Here is a 15,155-nt window from a genome sequence, read left to right on the forward strand (position 1 = left end):
ATGAACAAGGCAGTCAAACACATCGTAGATACGACAGCAGCCCATACCGGTGCACTTCCCATTGCCAACCGTTCGATTGCCGTCGTCGGACTCGGGTATGTCGGACTTCCCGTCGCCGTCGCGTTCGGTGAAAAAACAGGCGTGATCGGCTTTGACATCAAGGAACAACGAATCCAAGAGCTGCAAGAAGGCATCGACGCAACACTCGAACTGAGTCCGTTTACGTTGAAGAACGCAACCGTCGATTACGTCTCTGATCCAGCAGCACTGCAAGCAAGCGACTTCATCATCATCGCCGTTCCAACACCGATCAATGCGCAGAACCAGCCGGACTTAACGCCACTCTTGCGGGCCTCACATCTTGTTGGTCGCCAGCTCAATAAAGGCGACATCGTCGTCTACGAGTCGACGGTCTACCCGGGAGCGACGGAAGAAGATTGCATCCCCGTTCTTGAAGAAGCATCCGGCTTACGCGCTGGCGTCGACTTCTTCGTCGGCTACTCACCGGAGCGGATCAACCCGGGCGACCATGAGCACACGTTCAAGACGATCAAAAAAATCGTATCTGCCCAGGATGAACAAACACTCGACATCGTCGCTGAAGTCTACGAAGCGGTCGTTGAAGCCGGAGTCCACCGTGCGTCGTCGATCAAGGTCGCGGAAGCGGCAAAAATCATCGAAAACACACAACGCGATCTCAACATCGCCTTGATGAACGAACTGGCAATCATCTTCGATCGGATGGACATCGATACACTCGAAGTTCTCGAAGCAGCCGGAACGAAATGGAACTTCCTTCCGTTCCGTCCAGGTCTCGTCGGTGGTCACTGTATCGGCGTCGATCCATTCTATCTGACGATGAAAGCCGAGTCACTCGGCTATCATCCGGAAGTCATCCTTGCAGGACGCCGGATCAACGATACGATGGGACGCTTCATCGCAACAGCGCTCGTCAAGAACTTGATTAAACAAAACATGCCGGTCCTCGGCGCCCGTGTCACGATCCTCGGCTTATCGTTCAAGGAGAACGTCAGCGATATCCGGAACTCGAAAGTCGCGAACCTCGTCCGCGAAATCGAAGAGTTCGGCATCGACGTCCAGGTGACGGATCGACTCGTCGAAAAGAGTGAAGCGAAACGTGAGTACGGGATTGATCTACTCGAGATGAGCGAACTTAAACCAGCCGACGTCGTCATCTTCGCTGTCTCACACGAAGAATACGTCGAAGGCGGTTGGAATCTTGCACAACACTTATTAAAAGTCGGACGCGGAATCGTCGTCGACATCAAAGGGATGTTGCCACGGTCAGAACAGCCAGAGGGGGTCCACGTATGGCGCCTCTAAAAATCCTTCAAGTCTGTGCTCTTGATACGACGGCAGAGACGATGTTGCAGCCGCTCTTACTCGCTTTACAAAACGCCGGGCACGACGTCGGTATCGCCTGTGCCGACACCGGTGCCTCAGCAAAACTCGCAGCGAAGGGATTCCGGATGCATGACATTCCGATCGAGCGCCGGATCGACTGGACGAGTAATTGGCGGACGATCCGTGAAATCACGCGAATCTTGAAGGAGGACGGCTACGACGCCGTCCATGTCCACACACCGGTTGCAGCCGCCCTCGGACGCGTTGCCGCGAAACGGGCCGGAACGAAGCATATCGTCTATACGGCACACGGCTTTTACTTCCACGAGAAGATGGGGCGGATGACGTATCAGCTGACATACTCCGTCGAGAAGTGGCTTGCGCGTTTCGCAACCGATTATCTGCTCCTTCAAAGCGAGGAAGATTATCAACTCGCCCAGCGCAAACGCTTCAAAGCAAATACGCGTCTGATGCACCTTGGAAATGGCATCGACTTAACGCGCTTCTATCCACGCCCGCGTGAAGCAGGCGCACCGTTTACGTTCCTCTTCATCGGTCGGATCGTCGAAGAGAAGGGGATTCTCGAACTGCTCGATGCGTTCGAGGATGTCGTCTATCGTCATCCGGAAGCCCGTCTCGTCATTGCCGGTGAGATGATGGCAAGCGAGCGCGATCAGACGACGAAACATCTCTTCTTACGGCGGATCCGTGAGATTCCGAATATCGATTACCTCGGATTCGTCGAAGATGTACCGAGCTTGTTCCAACAAGTCGATGCCTTCGTCTTACCGTCGCATCGCGAAGGTGTCCCACGATCGATCATTGAAGCGATGGCGAGTGCAAAGCCCGTCATTGCGACAAATATTCGTGGCTGCCGCGAAGAGGTCGTCGAGGGGAAAACAGGTTATCTCGTCGAAGTCCGCGACATCGCGAAGCTCGCCAAACGAATGAACACGCTTGTCGAACATCCGGACCGTGCCAATGAGATGGGGCGGAATGGATTTGACCGTGCCATGAAACATTTCAACGAAGCCGACGTCATCAAACGACAACTTGATCTCTTTTCAGCTATGTAAAAGGAGGACGTCATCATGAAACGCCTATTCGACTTCACGGTTAGTCTTATCGCCATCCTCATTCTACTTCCTGTGTATGCCGTCGTCGCCTTAGTCATCTATACGAAACTCGGACGACCGATCTTCTTCAATCAAGTCCGCCCTGGCTATAAAGGCGAGTTATTTAAAATCTACAAGTTCCGTACGATGACGAACGAAACAGATGCCGAGGGGAATCTCCTTCCGGATGCGGACCGGATTCCAGCATCGCTCGAGTGGATCCGTCGCTTAAGCCTTGATGAGATTCCGCAGTTCCTTAATATCCTCCGCGGACAGATGAGTTTCGTCGGACCGCGTCCGTTGCTCGTCAGTTATCTTAATCACTATACGAAGGAGCAGATGACACGGCATGATGTCCTGCCTGGTCTGACAGGCTGGGCGCAGATTCACGGCCGCAACGCAACGACGTGGCAACAACGTCTCGAGCAAGATCAATGGTATGCGGCGAATCATACGTTCCGACTCGATCTCTACATCCTGTTTAAGACGTTTAAGATGGTCATCTCGTCAGAAGGGAACTCAACAGCTCACCAGACCGGCATGGGTGAGTTCAAGGGTCTCGACGGAGGTGTTCCCCATGATGTCGCTAAGCGATGAACGATTGATTCGGGATCCGCGCGAATGGGACGCGCTCGTCGCAACCTATCAACTCGATTGTTACTACGAACATGCTTACTTCGAACTCGCAAAAGAGCAAGGTGAGATTCCTGAATTATTTTATTATCCGACGGAGTTCGGAACGTTGATCTATCCGTACTTGCGGCGACCGATTCCAGGCACACGCTTTGAAGACATCACGACACCGTACGGCTACGGTGGTCCTTATTTCACGGGTATCTGGTCACTCGATCAGATTCGCGAAGCCCGTGAGCGATTCGAACAATACTGTAGTGAAACTGGAATCGTCACCGAGACGGTTCGTTTCCATCCCTTGCTACACAACCAGGAACTTGGTCAACACTGGTGTCATCAAACGGATATCCTGCAGCCGACCGTGACACTTGAGCTGACGGATCCGTTCGAGACGATCGAAGGTGGATTCTCGCAAATGACACGCCGCAACATCCGGAAGGCGCGCCGCGAAGGGGTCACGATTCGCCTCGGACGTCCGGAAGAGTACTCGGACTTCGCCCGTCTCTACCAGATGACGATGGATAAACACCAAGCCGATGCGCGGTATTACTTTAATCAGACCTACTTCGATCACTTCGCCGAAGGACGGATCAAAAATGTCCTGTTGCTTGCCGAACAAGAGGGACGGATCATCGCTGGATGCATCGTCTTGACGGGTCGCCAGTTCGCACATTATCATCTCGGTGCTTCAGATCCTGCCTACTTGTCGCTTCGTCCGAATCACCTCTTATTCGCGGAGATGATTCGTTGGGCAAAACAAGCTGGTCTTCAAGCGCTGCATCTCGGTGGCGGAACGACACGATCCGATGAGGATAGCTTACTCGCCTACAAACGATCTTTTGGTGAAGCGAATCGAACGTTTTTCGGACTCGGGACATCGATTCTTGATCCGACGATTTATGACCGGCTCGCACGACAAATCAAACGACAACATCCGGAAGTCGAGACAGGACAGTGGTTCCCGATCTACCGGACGCCGCTCCGTCAGCTGTCACCGCGAAGGGAGGAAACATCATGAAACACATCCCGCTCTCCATCCCGCACTTAAGTGGTCAAGAAGCACGTTACGTCACGGAAGCACTCGAGACGAACTGGGTCGCACCGCTTGGACCGAACGTCGACGCCTTCGAACGAGAGATGCGCGCCTACACGGGAGCTCGCGCAGCGCTTGCGACGAGCAGTGGTACTGCAGCCATTCACTTGGCACTCGCGACGCTTGGTGTCACGACGGGGGATGATGTCTTCTGTCAGTCCTTGACGTTCATCGCTTCGACGAATCCGATTCGCTACGTCGGTGCCCGTCCTGTCCTGATCGATTCGGAAGAGGAGACGTGGAATATGTCACCCGTCGCACTCCGACGCGCGTTGATCCAGGCGGCAACACGAGGAAAACTTCCGAAAGCCGTCATCGTCGTTCATCTGTACGGCGTTGCAGCGCAGATTGAGGAGATCGCTGCGCTCTGTGAAGAATACGATGTTCCGTTGATCGAAGATGCGGCAGAGTCACTCGGAACACGCGTCAACGGACGGATGACGGGAACGTTCGGGACGTTCGGGATCTATTCCTTCAATGGCAACAAGATCATCACGACGTCAGGCGGCGGGATGCTCGTTGCAAATGATCCAGCCTTGATCGAACGTGCCTTCTATCTCGGAACACAGGCACGGCAACCGGTCATCCATTACGAGCATACGGAAGTCGGCTATAACTACCGGATGAGCAACGTCGCTGCTGGGATCGGACGCGGACAGCTCGAAGTGATCGATCAACGCGTCGACGCACGGCGAAAAATCTTTGATCGTTACGATCGTGCCTTTGCACCGGACGGCGTCACGTCGCAAGTCGAGCAGACCGGAACATTCGCCAACCGTTGGCTCAGTGCTTTCCTCTTACCAGGCGGTCAAGTGCAACGCGACGAAATGATCCAGACGCTCCAACAAGCGAATGCCGAATCCCGTCCGGTCTGGAAGCCGATGCACTTACAGCCCGTCTATCGCGACGTACCATTCGTCACAGCAGAAGGAGATGATATCAGTCGTCGCCTATTTGAAGACGGAATCTGCCTTCCGTCTGCTTCACAAATGACGTTCACCGAACAAGCCGTCGTCATCCGAAACGTTCGTCACGCCTTGCAGACGACCGTACGCCGGAACGTCCAGTCATGAATATATGGGAAGGGGACATCGTCATGCGCGATATGGAGGAAGCGATCCACGCACTCCGTCTCGCTGCGAACGGGAAAAATGAATTGACGGCCAATACCTATTTCCGCTGGCAACTAAACACCACTCATCCAAGCGTCGCGGAAATCCTGATGCTGTTTGGGTCGTGGCAGATCGCCTTGGAACGAGCTGGCATCGGACATGCCCGCTTGACGTTCACGAAGTCGGAAATCATTGACGCCTTGCGTCAGGCACGGGAGGAACTCGATCCTTTCACGAGCGCGACGTACCGCGAATGGGCGCAACAAAAGCAAGCACCTAGCCTGACGGATATCGTCCATCAATTCAACTCGTGGCAGCAGGCATTGTCAGAAGCAGATATCTTGAAGGAACGCGTCCAGGAAATGGAACAACGGATCATCGAGTCATTACTTGAAGCGCAAGGTGCCTTGCCGGTCTTGACGAGCCAGACCTACACGAAGTGGGCGGCTGGTCAAAATCGTCCGACCGTCGCAACGATTGCCCGCCGGTACGGCTCTTGGTCAAACGCCCTTGAAATCATCGGCATCGAATTCCCGCGGAAACGCTGGCGAGAAGAGGAAGTACTCGACGTACTTGCTACAGCCGCGCAAGAAACGGAAAATCTGACGATCGCAAGTTACCAACGGTTCAGCATCGGTCGTGATGCACCCAGCATCGGTGTCATCACCGCCTTGTTCGGTAGCTGGCGCAATGCTTTGCTCGTACTTGAAGCGCAGAGACCGTCCTGAATTCAGATCGAAGAAAAGGAGAATGGATGATGAAGAAGTGGAAATGGATCGTGTTGACACTGACGGGGATATGCCTGCTCCTTCTCTTCGGTTCAGGCGGATACGTTTATCAAAAAGCGAGTCGGACGATGCAAGAAGTCCAAGTACAGGTGCCCGTCAAGGCAAGCGTCGAGACAGAGAAGGCCGTCGAACAGAAAAAAGGACTCTCGTTTCTCTTACTCGGGGTGGATCAACGAAAAAACGAGACGGGACGCAGTGATACGATCATCGTCGTGACGATTGATCCGAAGACGAATAAGAGCCAGATGATCAGTATCCCACGTGATTTAAAGACAGAAATCATCGGCAATGGTTCGAACGATAAAATCAATCATGCCTATGCCTTCGGTGGTCCACAGATGGCACTCGATACGGTCAGTCATCTACTTGATATCCGACTCGACTATTTCGCAGAAATCAATCTAGATGGTTTCACGGATCTCGTTAATGCCGTCGATGGTGTCACCGTCGAGAACGATATCAATTTCTCGTACTATGAGATGCAATTTCCAAAAGGGGAACTGTCGTTGAACGGGAAGGAAGCACTCGCCTACGCGCGGATGCGCTATGATGATCCACGCGGAGATTTCGGACGACAGATCCGTCAACGGCAAGTCGTTCAGGCGGTCGCTGATAAGATGACGGAGGACTTTTCGATTCGTCGCTTCAATGCCGTCCTGGAAGCACTCGGGAAAAACGTCAAGACGAACGTACCGTTTTCCGTTGCCCGGACCGTTGCGACAGATTACCGGGATGCTTTACGAAATGTCGAGACCTTATCACTCGACGGGAAAGGTGGTATCGAATCGGACGGAATCTACTACTGGCATCCGACCGACAAGTCGTTGAAAGAAGTTCAAGCTCAACTGCAGGAAGCATTGAAATGATGAGAATAACGCAAAAAAACGACATCAGTTCTGATTGATGACGAAACGAACGCTAAAATCATCCTCGCTTTCCTCAGGCGGGAAATCAGCAGCGGCAGCTCGCACTACATGCGATTTGCCGGGTCTGACCCATCCCTGACGAAAGTGCTGATGCACTTTCTTTTCCTGTAGGAGGCGCGGATGATTTTAGCGTTCTGTATTCATCGAATGAAAAAAGGTCCGTTCCCAGAACATGATCGGGAAACGAACCTCTTTTTCATATTAGCAGCTTAGTGTCATGTATCTATCACGACGAGCGAATCGTCCGAAGCATCGAGAATTTCATCATCGTATAGAGGAAATAGACAGCAGTCAGAACAGCAGCGCCGCTCCATAACCACTGGTATGCCGAACTAAAGTAGCCGAATCGAAGCCCGATCAGTGCTGGTACGATCAACGTCAACCAGCTCAAGACGAGGGCAACGCGGGCAGTGATCGCATCAATCGGGCGATTCATCCCCATTCCGAGGAAGAACAGGCTCCAGAGCAATGCCCAGAACAACCAGGTCACTCCGCCGATGATGTCATTCGTCATGAAGCTGACGAACGCATAAAACAATGCGGCAATCGCGACGAACAAAGAAAACCAACCGACTCCGCTCCCGTCGAGATTGAACAAGAACGTGATTCCGACGTAAACGTACGTAAAGGCAAACAGATAGATGCTCGCGTATCCGAACGTCAACGCCGGATCACCAGCTGCACCGATGACGAGATACGTTGCGATGAACGTCTGCAATAAACCGGTGATGAGACTGAAGACACCCGCGCTACGGAGATCGACTTTTCCGAACAAGGTCAAACTATTTAAAAAGAGCGCGACGCCCCCAAATAACAAACTGACATTTCCCACGTAAAACTCTCCTTCATTAAGACGTCAGACGTCTGATTCTAAACTTAACTCTAAGATGAATTCGTTTTCAGCGCAAGCATAATTTTAGAGACAAAACGAAAAACAACCTGACTCCCGGAAAGGGAATCAGGTTGTTGATTAAAAGATCATTGGTTCAAGACAGAACGGAGTGTCGTCTCGGTTTGAGACAACGATCCTTTCAGTGTGACAAGACCATATCGCGTCGAGCCTTTTTTGATGAAGAAGACACGTGTGTAGCCAGATTCCGGAGTGTAACCGGTCTTGCTCGCATAAACACGTGTATCACCTGGAAGTGAGGTGTTCGTGTGATACCACGTCAACGTCCGTGCATACGGTCCTTTGACGGTCGTCTGGTATGATTTTCGTCCACTGATCGTCATGAGCGCGCTGTACTTCGCATATGTATTCGCGAGTTTTTGCATATCAGCAGCCGTCGTGTAATGACTTGGATGATAGAAGCCATGTGGGTTCATGAAATGGCTCGCACTCATCCCGATCGAACGGGCGCGACTGTTCATGTACGAGACGAACTTCGATTCAGAACCTGCTGTCCGGACAGCGATCGCTTTTGCTGCATCATTACCAGAACGGATCAGCATCCCGTTCAAGAGTTGACGCATCGTGACTTTATCGCCAGCACGGAAACCAGCGACACTGCTACCTGCAGGAACGGATAACATTGAAGACGTCAGGGTGAACGTTTGATCGAGCGTGCCTTTTCGTGCCGCTTCGTCGTACGCGACGATTCCCGTCAACAGTTTCGTCGTACTCGCTGGATAACGGCGGACGAAGCTTTCTTTCGTCAATTGATAACTTGACGATCCAAGCTTGAAATACCGCATCGATGCAACCGGATAACTGCTACTCGATGGTTTAGGACTGCTCGTCGTCACTTTTCGAGCAACTTGGCTCGATACATAGTAATAGTTGGTCGTGCCTTTGACCTTATACCAACCGTTCGAGTACGAGACTGCATTGAACTTCGAGTTGTACGGTGCGAGTCGTTTGATATTCTTTGATGATGCTGTGCTTGGTGATGTCCGGACGTTCGCTCCAGCCTTCGAGTAGACGACGATTTTGTACGTCTTCACGGAACTACTCGACACTTTTTTAGCGACTTGGTTCGATAGATAACGATATGTACCTCCGTCCTTGATCTTATACCAGCCATTCGTATACGAGACGGCTGTGAATTTTGCCTTGTACGCGGCACGTCGGACGATCGTCGCAGACGAGGCTGTACTCGGCTTTGAGCGGATGTTCGCCCCAATCGTCGAAGTGACGACGACTTGGTAACTGGCTGCCTTTGCAGGTATGGCAGGAAGACATAAAGCGAACAATAATAAGAGCGTAAGACTAGTACGGAGCAAGCGCTTCATAAAAACTCATTCCCTCCTTGTTCAAATATGGTTTTATCATAAAACAAAAAAAGGAAATTCACTTCTTTTCAAAAAAAGGAATTCGAATCCTGTAACGAGCCGATTTCCATCTTTTCGTGTCAATTGACGTATCATAGGGAATGTAAGCAACAGAGGAAAAGGAGGAGTTCACATGAAATTAGCAGTCATTGGTCTAGGGGACATCGCACAAAAAGCCTACTTACCCGTCTATGCCGAACGATCCGATATCGAGGTGTATCTGATCTCGCGAGATGAAGAGAAAGCAAAACGATTGCAAGCGGCGTATCGCTTTGCAGGAACATACGCGACATTTGCTGACGCCGTACAGGAGGGAATCGATGCGGTCATGATCCATTCAGCGACTGTCGTCCATGCGGAGCAAGCACGGCAAGCGCTTGAAGCAGGAATCGCCGTCTACGTGGATAAGCCGGTCTCGATGGAAATCGAAGAGATTCGTGAACTAACACGTCTGTCAGAGGAGAAACAGTTACCGTTCATCACGGGATTCAATCGACGCTTCGCTTCAGCGCATCAGCGCTTACTTGAGGTCAACGATCCGAATCTCGTCCTCATGCAAAAGAATCGGACGTCGTTCATCGAAGACGCTAAGCCGTTTCTATTCGACGACTTCATTCATGTCGCGGATACGCTTCGTTTCTTGACAGGATGCGGTGAAATCGAAGACTTACACGTCAAGAGTAAGCAAGACGCAAGCGGTCTGCATCACGTAACGATTCAATTCGTCTCGAACGGAATCACGGCGATTGGTGTCATGAACCGCAATAACGGCATCACGGAAGAACGCGTCGAAGTGATGGGACCGGAAGAAAAACGAATCGCAACGGACGTGACGACACTTGATCAGTTGACGAAACAAGGCACGCTTCGGTATCCGCTCGATAACTGGGAAGCGACGCTAAAGCGGCGTGGATTCGTCGATATGCTAGAGGCGTTCCTTCGGACGATCAAGGGGGAATCGTCCGAATCGGTCGTAGCTTCTGATAGCCTCGCGACACATGAATTATGCCAACAGGTGTATGAGCAAGTTCAAGCTGCTCGCTGAGTAGAAATCGTAAAAAACGCCGCTTCACTCGAGGACAGTCTCAAGTGAAGCGGCGTTTTACTGATTATTTGTCTGACAGTTGTTTGAGTTGATAGATCCGTTTGCCGCCCGGACCTTCAAACGTCACGCGGAGCGTCGAACGGACGAAGCGATAGCTGACTTGTCCTCCAGATAAGTTGACACGAGCGGAGAGATCGGGTTCGAAACGGATGGTCTCTTCATCGTTTCGGAGTGCGTCCGGGAGACCGAACTGATCAAAGCGAAGCGTCGCGCTGAACGTATCTTGCTCATCAAAAGAGACATGGATGCGCCCGGTTCCGTCGAACGGCTCGTCTTCGAGCGTGCTTCGTTCAACTTCATATGTTCCTTCGAACTGTTTGACTTGTTGCAACGTCTCTCTTGCACTGAGGGCAATGGCTTCTGCTCGTTTTCGGACAGGGTGATCCGTTGCGAGTTGAAGACGTTCGATCGCCTCCGCGGTTTTTAAGACATCACGCAGTTGATAACCGGCAAGCTGTCGCTCAAGCTGAACCATTAGCCGAGCAGCCGGTTCATCGATGTCTTGTTTTGATTGTTCGACGGCGCGGGTATAAGTTTGCTGTTCGAGCTGTTCTTGAATCTTGGATGTTTCGGGCGAACACGCCATCAAAAGACAAAGGGGCAGACAGAGGAGCACTCGTTTCATGAGGTCACCTCCGTTCGATTGACATCAATGATTTGCAGATGATCCGTATGCACTTTCAAACGATAATGAACGCGGTAGGTCACAGGCTTTGAACCCGTTGCTGTCGCGATTTGGTACGTTTCCTGTGTACGCAAGTGATACGTGGTACCTTTTGACGTAAATTTTTGGAATGTCACGGCAAGAACACTTGGAGCGACAGGGGCATCAGCGGCATTCGTCAATCGCTCGAGATGGTCGAACTCGGATTCGAACACCTTCAAGGTCGTAAACTGGATGGCGGAAAATGTCTCGATGGAATCGTATTTCTTTGAATACGTCGCAAGCTCTGGAATCGTTCGTGTGTATTGGCGGACGAAACGAAGGACATCATAGGACGTCGGAGGCCGATCTTTCGAATACGTTTGATTGTAAGCCGTTTGTTCATCGGACCATTCAGAAAGAGCGAGTGCTTCGACGCTAGGCGTCTGACCGGCTTCCGGCGAAACGGGATCTTGTAACGAATACCACAGGAAACCGGCTCCTCCGACGAGAAAGAGCAAAAGACAGGTGCTGATGAGCCAAGTCCGTGAAGAGGACGGAGCAGGTGGTTCAGCTGGTCGTTCTTTCTTGATGACAGGATGTTGGCAATGAGAACAAGTCGTATCGTGTTGACGAAGTGGTGTACCACATAACGAACAGCGTTCCATGAAATAAGACCTCCTGTGTATGTAAAATGAAATGTCAGATAAGGTAATGGTAATTTGAAATTAGTATCATCGTAACATTAATTGGAAACGCAATCAAAACTTGATATGAGTTTTTTAGGGGGAATGTACAGATGGGACGTCACTTGATTTTGATGGATGCATTCAAAGGGAGTATTTCTTCGAAAGAGGCGGCAGAAGCGGTCGCCTCCGGGATCCGAGCGTATGATCCGACAGCGATCATCGATTTTTCGCCTGTTGCGGACGGCGGGGAGGGAACGCTCGATGTCTATCTCGCACTCGGATATGACGTGAAGACGGCGATGACGATGGATTTGGCAGGTCGTCCGTGTGAAGTAGAGTACGCTGTCAAGGGTACAGACGCCGTCATCGAAGTCGCGCGTATTTGTGGATTGCCGATGCGGCGAAGCGAGGATGATCCCGTCCGAATGAATACGCGTGGTGTCGGTCGTTTGATTGCTCAGTTACGCGATCAGGGAATCACGCATATCCGACTGTCCTTAGGCGGGACTGGTACGACGGACGGCGGACTCGGTTTACTCGCAGAAGTCGGTTGTCGACTTGAAGATGCGTCTGGTGATTTAATTTCGTTTCAAACGAATCCGTTACTTGAGACGCATACTATTCAATGCCCAGCGTATCCTGTTCAACTGGAAGCGCTCGTCGATGTGACAGCTCTTTATCATGGTCCAGATGGTCCAGCTTATCTGTTCGGTCCACAAAAAGGACTGCTTCGAGAAGACATCGTAAAGCTCGATCAGCAACTTGAACGGATCGGGCGGTTACTTGGACTAGAAAATGTTAAAGGAGCTGGAGCAGCCGGTGGACTCGGGGGAGCGGTCTATGCGCTGGGCGGCACGATCGTTCCGGGAGCCAAGACGATCCTGCAACATCTTCGCGTAGCAGAGCGGATGGAGCAAGCCGATTATGTCTGGACAGGAGAAGGACGCGTTGACCGTCAAAGTCAAATCGGTAAGTTACCAGGTGAGGTCACGCGGATGGCGAAAGCAGCTGACGTTCCTTGTCTGATCCTTGCCGGAATCGTCGAAGAAAACATGCCGCACGCACTCGATTGTCGCTCGATCCATGCCGGACAAGCAATCACGCTCGATCGAGAACAGACGATGGCTCGTATGAGCGAGCAAGCACGTAAGTGGCTCGAGGAACTTTCACTGAAACAGGGATGAAGTCGGAAAAGTTTGGGTAAATAACTGTATATTGCCATACTTTTAGAGAAGGTAGGTCATCGTATGATCAATCAATCGATTCAATTATCGTTTCGCCAAGTCCGAGCACTGGTCGAACATACCCTGCTATTATTCAAAGAGCTCGATCAACAATTAGCAAACCGTGGATACGAACCGATTCTCCCGGAAGTCGTCCAAACGGAACATGGTCTGAGCATCCATCAGACGAAGGAGAGTGCGGAGTCACTCGTGCCGCACTTTTTAACACGGACGTATGTCCGGCAACAAGAAAAAACGAACCAACATGGATTGCTGATCTCTGTTCAATATACGCATCCGCTCCATGAACGATTCGATCCGGTCGTCCTCGTCGGCGATGTTGCGTTCAAGCAAGCAAAACATGCGCAAAAAATCTTAAGTGAAAAGCCGTGGCTCCTGAAATACGCAGCTTTTGAATCTACGATTGCGCAAGAGTTCGTTGCCGACGGTACACGCTATACGACGCAACCGATTGAAGAAATCGAAGAGCTGATCGTCTGGGGGCATCCGTTCACGGAAATGCGCGACATCGATGACGTCAAACGATTGGCGGAAGAGATGATCAGCCGTCATCTTGAGCCGGGGACAACATGAAAATAAGCTTCCGTTCCTTCAAGAGAGAAGGAGGGAAGCTTATTTTTTTAGACTTGAACGAGCAATCGTTCAATTGCTGCCGTCAAATCAGTTGGATTCGTTTTTGGTGAGAACCGCGTCACTTCTCCATTACGGGTCACGAGGAATTTTGTGAAATTCCACTCGACGTCTGTTGCACCGTCCGTCGTTGGTGCTTGTGCTTTCAGTTCCTCGAATAACGGATGTGCTTGCTCACCGTTGACATCAATTTTTGAGAAGACGGGGAATGTCACGCCGTAGTTGACTTGGCAGAACGACTGGATCTCCTCGTCCGTTCCCGGATCTTGATTCGCGAACTGATTACATGGGAAACCAAGTACGGTCAACCCTTGCGAACGATAGTCTTGATGCAATTGCTCGAGTCCTTCGAACTGTGGCGTCAAGCCACATTTGCTGGCTGTATTGACGATCAGCCATGCTTGAGCTGGGTAGTCACTTAAGGATGCCGACGTTCCGTCGACGCGTTGAAATGAATGATCTTGTAACATATCGATTCCCCCTTTTTAAGTACTTCTCCAGTGTAACAAATCCGTTTTCTCGTCGTCTTCTATCGTTACTTGCGAGATGACAGAAACATCACAATCGGGTGTCAGCGACGCTTTTTCGATGAATCTTTGTTACGATGAAAAGGAATATGGAAGGAAAGGAGAGATGCCACATGAGAAAAATGTTGAAACAATCGCGGTTCGTTATGATCGCGACGCTTTGTCTCGTCCTGGTCAGTAGTTGTATTACCTTACTGACGCTTGGGTTCGAACGCGATATTGTGATTCTTGTTTCTGGAGTGGTTGCCCTATGGGTGACGATGCTAGCTCCTTTGACGGTTCATGCCAAAATGAATCAGCAATCATAATCATTGTTCGTTCATGAAACCGCGGAACGATTCTCGCTAAAATGGAGCTCCTCCATTTTAGATGAAGGAATCGATTTCTGCGGTTTTTTTTCTTCTATAGCATAGAGGTGAAAAACGCTATTTTTCGAAAGTAAGTCATTAAAAAATCAGACTATTTTTTTTTCAACTTTTCTATTTACAACCCGAAAAAATCGGAGTAATATCCATCTCATCAACGAACACTAACATGTTAATGCTTCGATCTCAAAGTACGCCGAATTCATGATTGAAGCGGGGGACCCAACCGTCACGACACGTGACACGGGGTGAATCCTTTCCGAACGGGAAAGGTAGGGCGAATTCCTAGGTATGCCCGAATCCGACAGCTAACCTCGCAGGCGTTTTTAGGAGGGAACGACTCTTTTTCAGTATGCCAAAGTATAAAGGCGATGCTGGGGCCGTTTATTGCCTCACATCGTCTTTTTGTCGTGTCTAATTGTAAAAATATTGAATAATATGGGGGTAATTTCATAATGGGAGAGCTGTGGAGTATCGTATTGCTTGCCTTCTTCTTCGGTACGACGTTCGGGATGATTCATCTGATCGAACGTGTCCAGTGGAGAGCAGGTGACCGTAAATGACATGGTTTTTACTAGCGACGGGCTGCCTCGTCTTCTTGTATCTCGGTTATTGTCTGATGTATCCAGAAAAATTCTAATCGCATAGG

General features: G+C 50.8%; 17 protein-coding genes and 1 riboswitch. Of the genes, 12 read left to right on the top strand and 5 right to left on the bottom strand.

Annotated features, from left to right (window positions below):
- The 7 genes from KNQ18_RS01125 to KNQ18_RS01155 are packed head-to-tail and all read left to right on the top strand — an operon-like array spanning position 1 to position 6,972.
- Positions 1-1,344, top strand: a complete 1,344-nt coding sequence (locus KNQ18_RS01125) for a nucleotide sugar dehydrogenase (RefSeq protein ID WP_050678148.1) — start codon at positions 1-3, stop codon at positions 1,342-1,344.
- On the top strand, positions 1,332-2,441 hold the full coding sequence (locus tag KNQ18_RS01130; protein ID WP_215083611.1) for a glycosyltransferase family 4 protein: 1,110 nt from the start codon (positions 1,332-1,334) through the stop codon (positions 2,439-2,441). The genes KNQ18_RS01125 and KNQ18_RS01130 overlap by 13 nt, the downstream gene beginning before the upstream one ends.
- A 15-nt stretch (positions 2,442-2,456) precedes the next feature.
- Positions 2,457-3,077 carry a sugar transferase gene (locus KNQ18_RS01135; protein ID WP_215083613.1) on the top strand — a complete coding sequence of 207 codons (621 nt, stop codon included), beginning with the start codon at positions 2,457-2,459 and terminating at the stop codon, positions 3,075-3,077.
- Positions 3,058-4,131: a lipid II:glycine glycyltransferase FemX gene (locus KNQ18_RS01140; RefSeq protein ID WP_149427844.1), complete on the top strand. Its 1,074-nt coding sequence runs from the start codon at positions 3,058-3,060 to the stop codon at positions 4,129-4,131. Before KNQ18_RS01135 ends, KNQ18_RS01140 begins: the two co-directional genes overlap by 20 nt.
- Positions 4,128-5,279, top strand: a complete 1,152-nt coding sequence (locus KNQ18_RS01145; RefSeq protein ID WP_251133279.1) for an aminotransferase class I/II-fold pyridoxal phosphate-dependent enzyme — start codon at positions 4,128-4,130, stop codon at positions 5,277-5,279. The genes KNQ18_RS01140 and KNQ18_RS01145 overlap by 4 nt, the downstream gene beginning before the upstream one ends.
- A 23-nt stretch (positions 5,280-5,302) precedes the next feature.
- Entirely contained in the window at positions 5,303-6,046 is a 744-nt protein-coding gene (locus KNQ18_RS01150) for a hypothetical protein (RefSeq protein ID WP_050678143.1), read from the top strand.
- A gap of 29 nt (positions 6,047-6,075) precedes the next feature.
- Complete coding sequence (locus KNQ18_RS01155) at positions 6,076-6,972, top strand: LCP family glycopolymer transferase (protein ID WP_149427843.1); 897 nt, start codon at positions 6,076-6,078, stop codon at positions 6,970-6,972.
- A 286-nt stretch (positions 6,973-7,258) separates the two neighbouring features.
- Here KNQ18_RS01155 and KNQ18_RS01160 read toward each other — a convergent pair whose 3' ends face one another.
- A complete protein-coding gene (locus KNQ18_RS01160; RefSeq protein ID WP_215083615.1) occupies positions 7,259-7,864 on the bottom strand; it encodes an AmiS/UreI family transporter in 606 nt (201 codons plus the stop codon).
- Between the two features lie 146 nt (positions 7,865-8,010).
- Complete coding sequence (locus KNQ18_RS01165; RefSeq protein WP_214805495.1) at positions 8,011-9,264, bottom strand: SH3 domain-containing protein; 1,254 nt, start codon at positions 9,262-9,264, stop codon at positions 8,011-8,013.
- A 172-nt stretch (positions 9,265-9,436) separates the two neighbouring features.
- On the opposite strand from KNQ18_RS01165, the gene KNQ18_RS01170 reads away from it, so the two are divergent.
- Positions 9,437-10,348, top strand: a complete 912-nt coding sequence (locus KNQ18_RS01170) for a Gfo/Idh/MocA family protein (RefSeq protein ID WP_214805493.1) — start codon at positions 9,437-9,439, stop codon at positions 10,346-10,348.
- 64 nt (positions 10,349-10,412) lie between these two features.
- Here the strand turns inward: KNQ18_RS01170 and KNQ18_RS01175 are convergent, their stop codons facing one another.
- Both KNQ18_RS01175 and KNQ18_RS01180 read right to left on the bottom strand, forming a co-directional pair.
- Entirely contained in the window at positions 10,413-11,033 is a 621-nt protein-coding gene (locus KNQ18_RS01175) for a hypothetical protein (RefSeq protein WP_214805491.1), read from the bottom strand.
- On the bottom strand, positions 11,030-11,719 hold the full coding sequence (locus KNQ18_RS01180) for a hypothetical protein (protein ID WP_214805489.1): 690 nt from the start codon (positions 11,717-11,719) through the stop codon (positions 11,030-11,032). The genes KNQ18_RS01175 and KNQ18_RS01180 overlap by 4 nt, the downstream gene beginning before the upstream one ends.
- A gap of 131 nt (positions 11,720-11,850) precedes the next feature.
- Here KNQ18_RS01180 and KNQ18_RS01185 point away from each other — a divergent pair, with 131 nt between their 5' ends.
- Positions 11,851-12,924 carry a glycerate kinase gene (locus tag KNQ18_RS01185; RefSeq protein ID WP_214805487.1) on the top strand — a complete coding sequence of 358 codons (1,074 nt, stop codon included), beginning with the start codon at positions 11,851-11,853 and terminating at the stop codon, positions 12,922-12,924.
- A 63-nt stretch (positions 12,925-12,987) separates the two neighbouring features.
- Positions 12,988-13,557: a hypothetical protein gene (locus KNQ18_RS01190; RefSeq protein WP_215083617.1), complete on the top strand. Its 570-nt coding sequence runs from the start codon at positions 12,988-12,990 to the stop codon at positions 13,555-13,557.
- A 47-nt stretch (positions 13,558-13,604) separates the two neighbouring features.
- On the opposite strand, the gene KNQ18_RS01195 is transcribed toward KNQ18_RS01190, so the two are convergent.
- Positions 13,605-14,084 carry a glutathione peroxidase gene (locus KNQ18_RS01195; protein WP_214858312.1) on the bottom strand — a complete coding sequence of 160 codons (480 nt, stop codon included), beginning with the start codon at positions 14,082-14,084 and terminating at the stop codon, positions 13,605-13,607.
- A gap of 170 nt (positions 14,085-14,254) precedes the next feature.
- Between KNQ18_RS01195 and KNQ18_RS01200 the strand changes: the two genes are divergently transcribed.
- Together KNQ18_RS01200 and KNQ18_RS17460 are read left to right on the top strand one after the other, a co-directional pair.
- Positions 14,255-14,449, top strand: a complete 195-nt coding sequence (locus KNQ18_RS01200) for a hypothetical protein (protein ID WP_029342614.1) — start codon at positions 14,255-14,257, stop codon at positions 14,447-14,449.
- A 241-nt stretch (positions 14,450-14,690) separates the two neighbouring features.
- Positions 14,691-14,844, top strand: a riboswitch (cyclic di-AMP (ydaO/yuaA leader).
- Positions 14,845-15,065: 221 nt separating this feature from the next.
- Entirely contained in the window at positions 15,066-15,146 is an 81-nt protein-coding gene (locus tag KNQ18_RS17460; RefSeq protein ID WP_071908832.1) for a potassium-transporting ATPase subunit F, read from the top strand.
- Positions 15,147-15,155: the final 9 nt, after the last annotated feature.

This window comes from Exiguobacterium sp. s78, assembly GCF_018618985.1.
Taxonomy (GTDB): Bacteria; Bacillota; Bacilli; order Exiguobacteriales; family Exiguobacteriaceae; genus Exiguobacterium_A; species Exiguobacterium_A abrahamii.

Excerpts from the sequence above, each read along its gene's own strand:
- KNQ18_RS01125 (WP_050678148.1), top strand. The coding sequence starts at position 1 with ATGAACAAGGCAGTCAAACACATCGTAGATACGACAGCAGCCCATACC.
- KNQ18_RS01130 (WP_215083611.1), top strand. The coding sequence starts at position 1,332 with ATGGCGCCTCTAAAAATCCTTCAAGTCTGTGCTCTTGATACGACGGCA.
- KNQ18_RS01135 (WP_215083613.1), top strand. The coding sequence starts at position 2,457 with ATGAAACGCCTATTCGACTTCACGGTTAGTCTTATCGCCATCCTCATT.
- KNQ18_RS01140 (WP_149427844.1), top strand. The coding sequence starts at position 3,058 with ATGATGTCGCTAAGCGATGAACGATTGATTCGGGATCCGCGCGAATGG.
- KNQ18_RS01145 (WP_251133279.1), top strand. The coding sequence starts at position 4,128 with ATGAAACACATCCCGCTCTCCATCCCGCACTTAAGTGGTCAAGAAGCA.
- KNQ18_RS01150 (WP_050678143.1), top strand. The coding sequence starts at position 5,303 with ATGCGCGATATGGAGGAAGCGATCCACGCACTCCGTCTCGCTGCGAAC.
- KNQ18_RS01155 (WP_149427843.1), top strand. The coding sequence starts at position 6,076 with ATGAAGAAGTGGAAATGGATCGTGTTGACACTGACGGGGATATGCCTG.
- KNQ18_RS01165 (WP_214805495.1), bottom strand. The coding sequence starts at position 9,264 with ATGAAGCGCTTGCTCCGTACTAGTCTTACGCTCTTATTATTGTTCGCT.
- KNQ18_RS01170 (WP_214805493.1), top strand. The coding sequence starts at position 9,437 with ATGAAATTAGCAGTCATTGGTCTAGGGGACATCGCACAAAAAGCCTAC.
- KNQ18_RS01175 (WP_214805491.1), bottom strand. The coding sequence starts at position 11,033 with ATGAAACGAGTGCTCCTCTGTCTGCCCCTTTGTCTTTTGATGGCGTGT.
- KNQ18_RS01180 (WP_214805489.1), bottom strand. The coding sequence starts at position 11,719 with ATGGAACGCTGTTCGTTATGTGGTACACCACTTCGTCAACACGATACG.
- KNQ18_RS01185 (WP_214805487.1), top strand. The coding sequence starts at position 11,851 with ATGGGACGTCACTTGATTTTGATGGATGCATTCAAAGGGAGTATTTCT.
- KNQ18_RS01190 (WP_215083617.1), top strand. The coding sequence starts at position 12,988 with ATGATCAATCAATCGATTCAATTATCGTTTCGCCAAGTCCGAGCACTG.
- KNQ18_RS01195 (WP_214858312.1), bottom strand. The coding sequence starts at position 14,084 with ATGTTACAAGATCATTCATTTCAACGCGTCGACGGAACGTCGGCATCC.
- KNQ18_RS01200 (WP_029342614.1), top strand. The coding sequence starts at position 14,255 with ATGAGAAAAATGTTGAAACAATCGCGGTTCGTTATGATCGCGACGCTT.
- KNQ18_RS17460 (WP_071908832.1), top strand. The coding sequence starts at position 15,066 with ATGACATGGTTTTTACTAGCGACGGGCTGCCTCGTCTTCTTGTATCTC.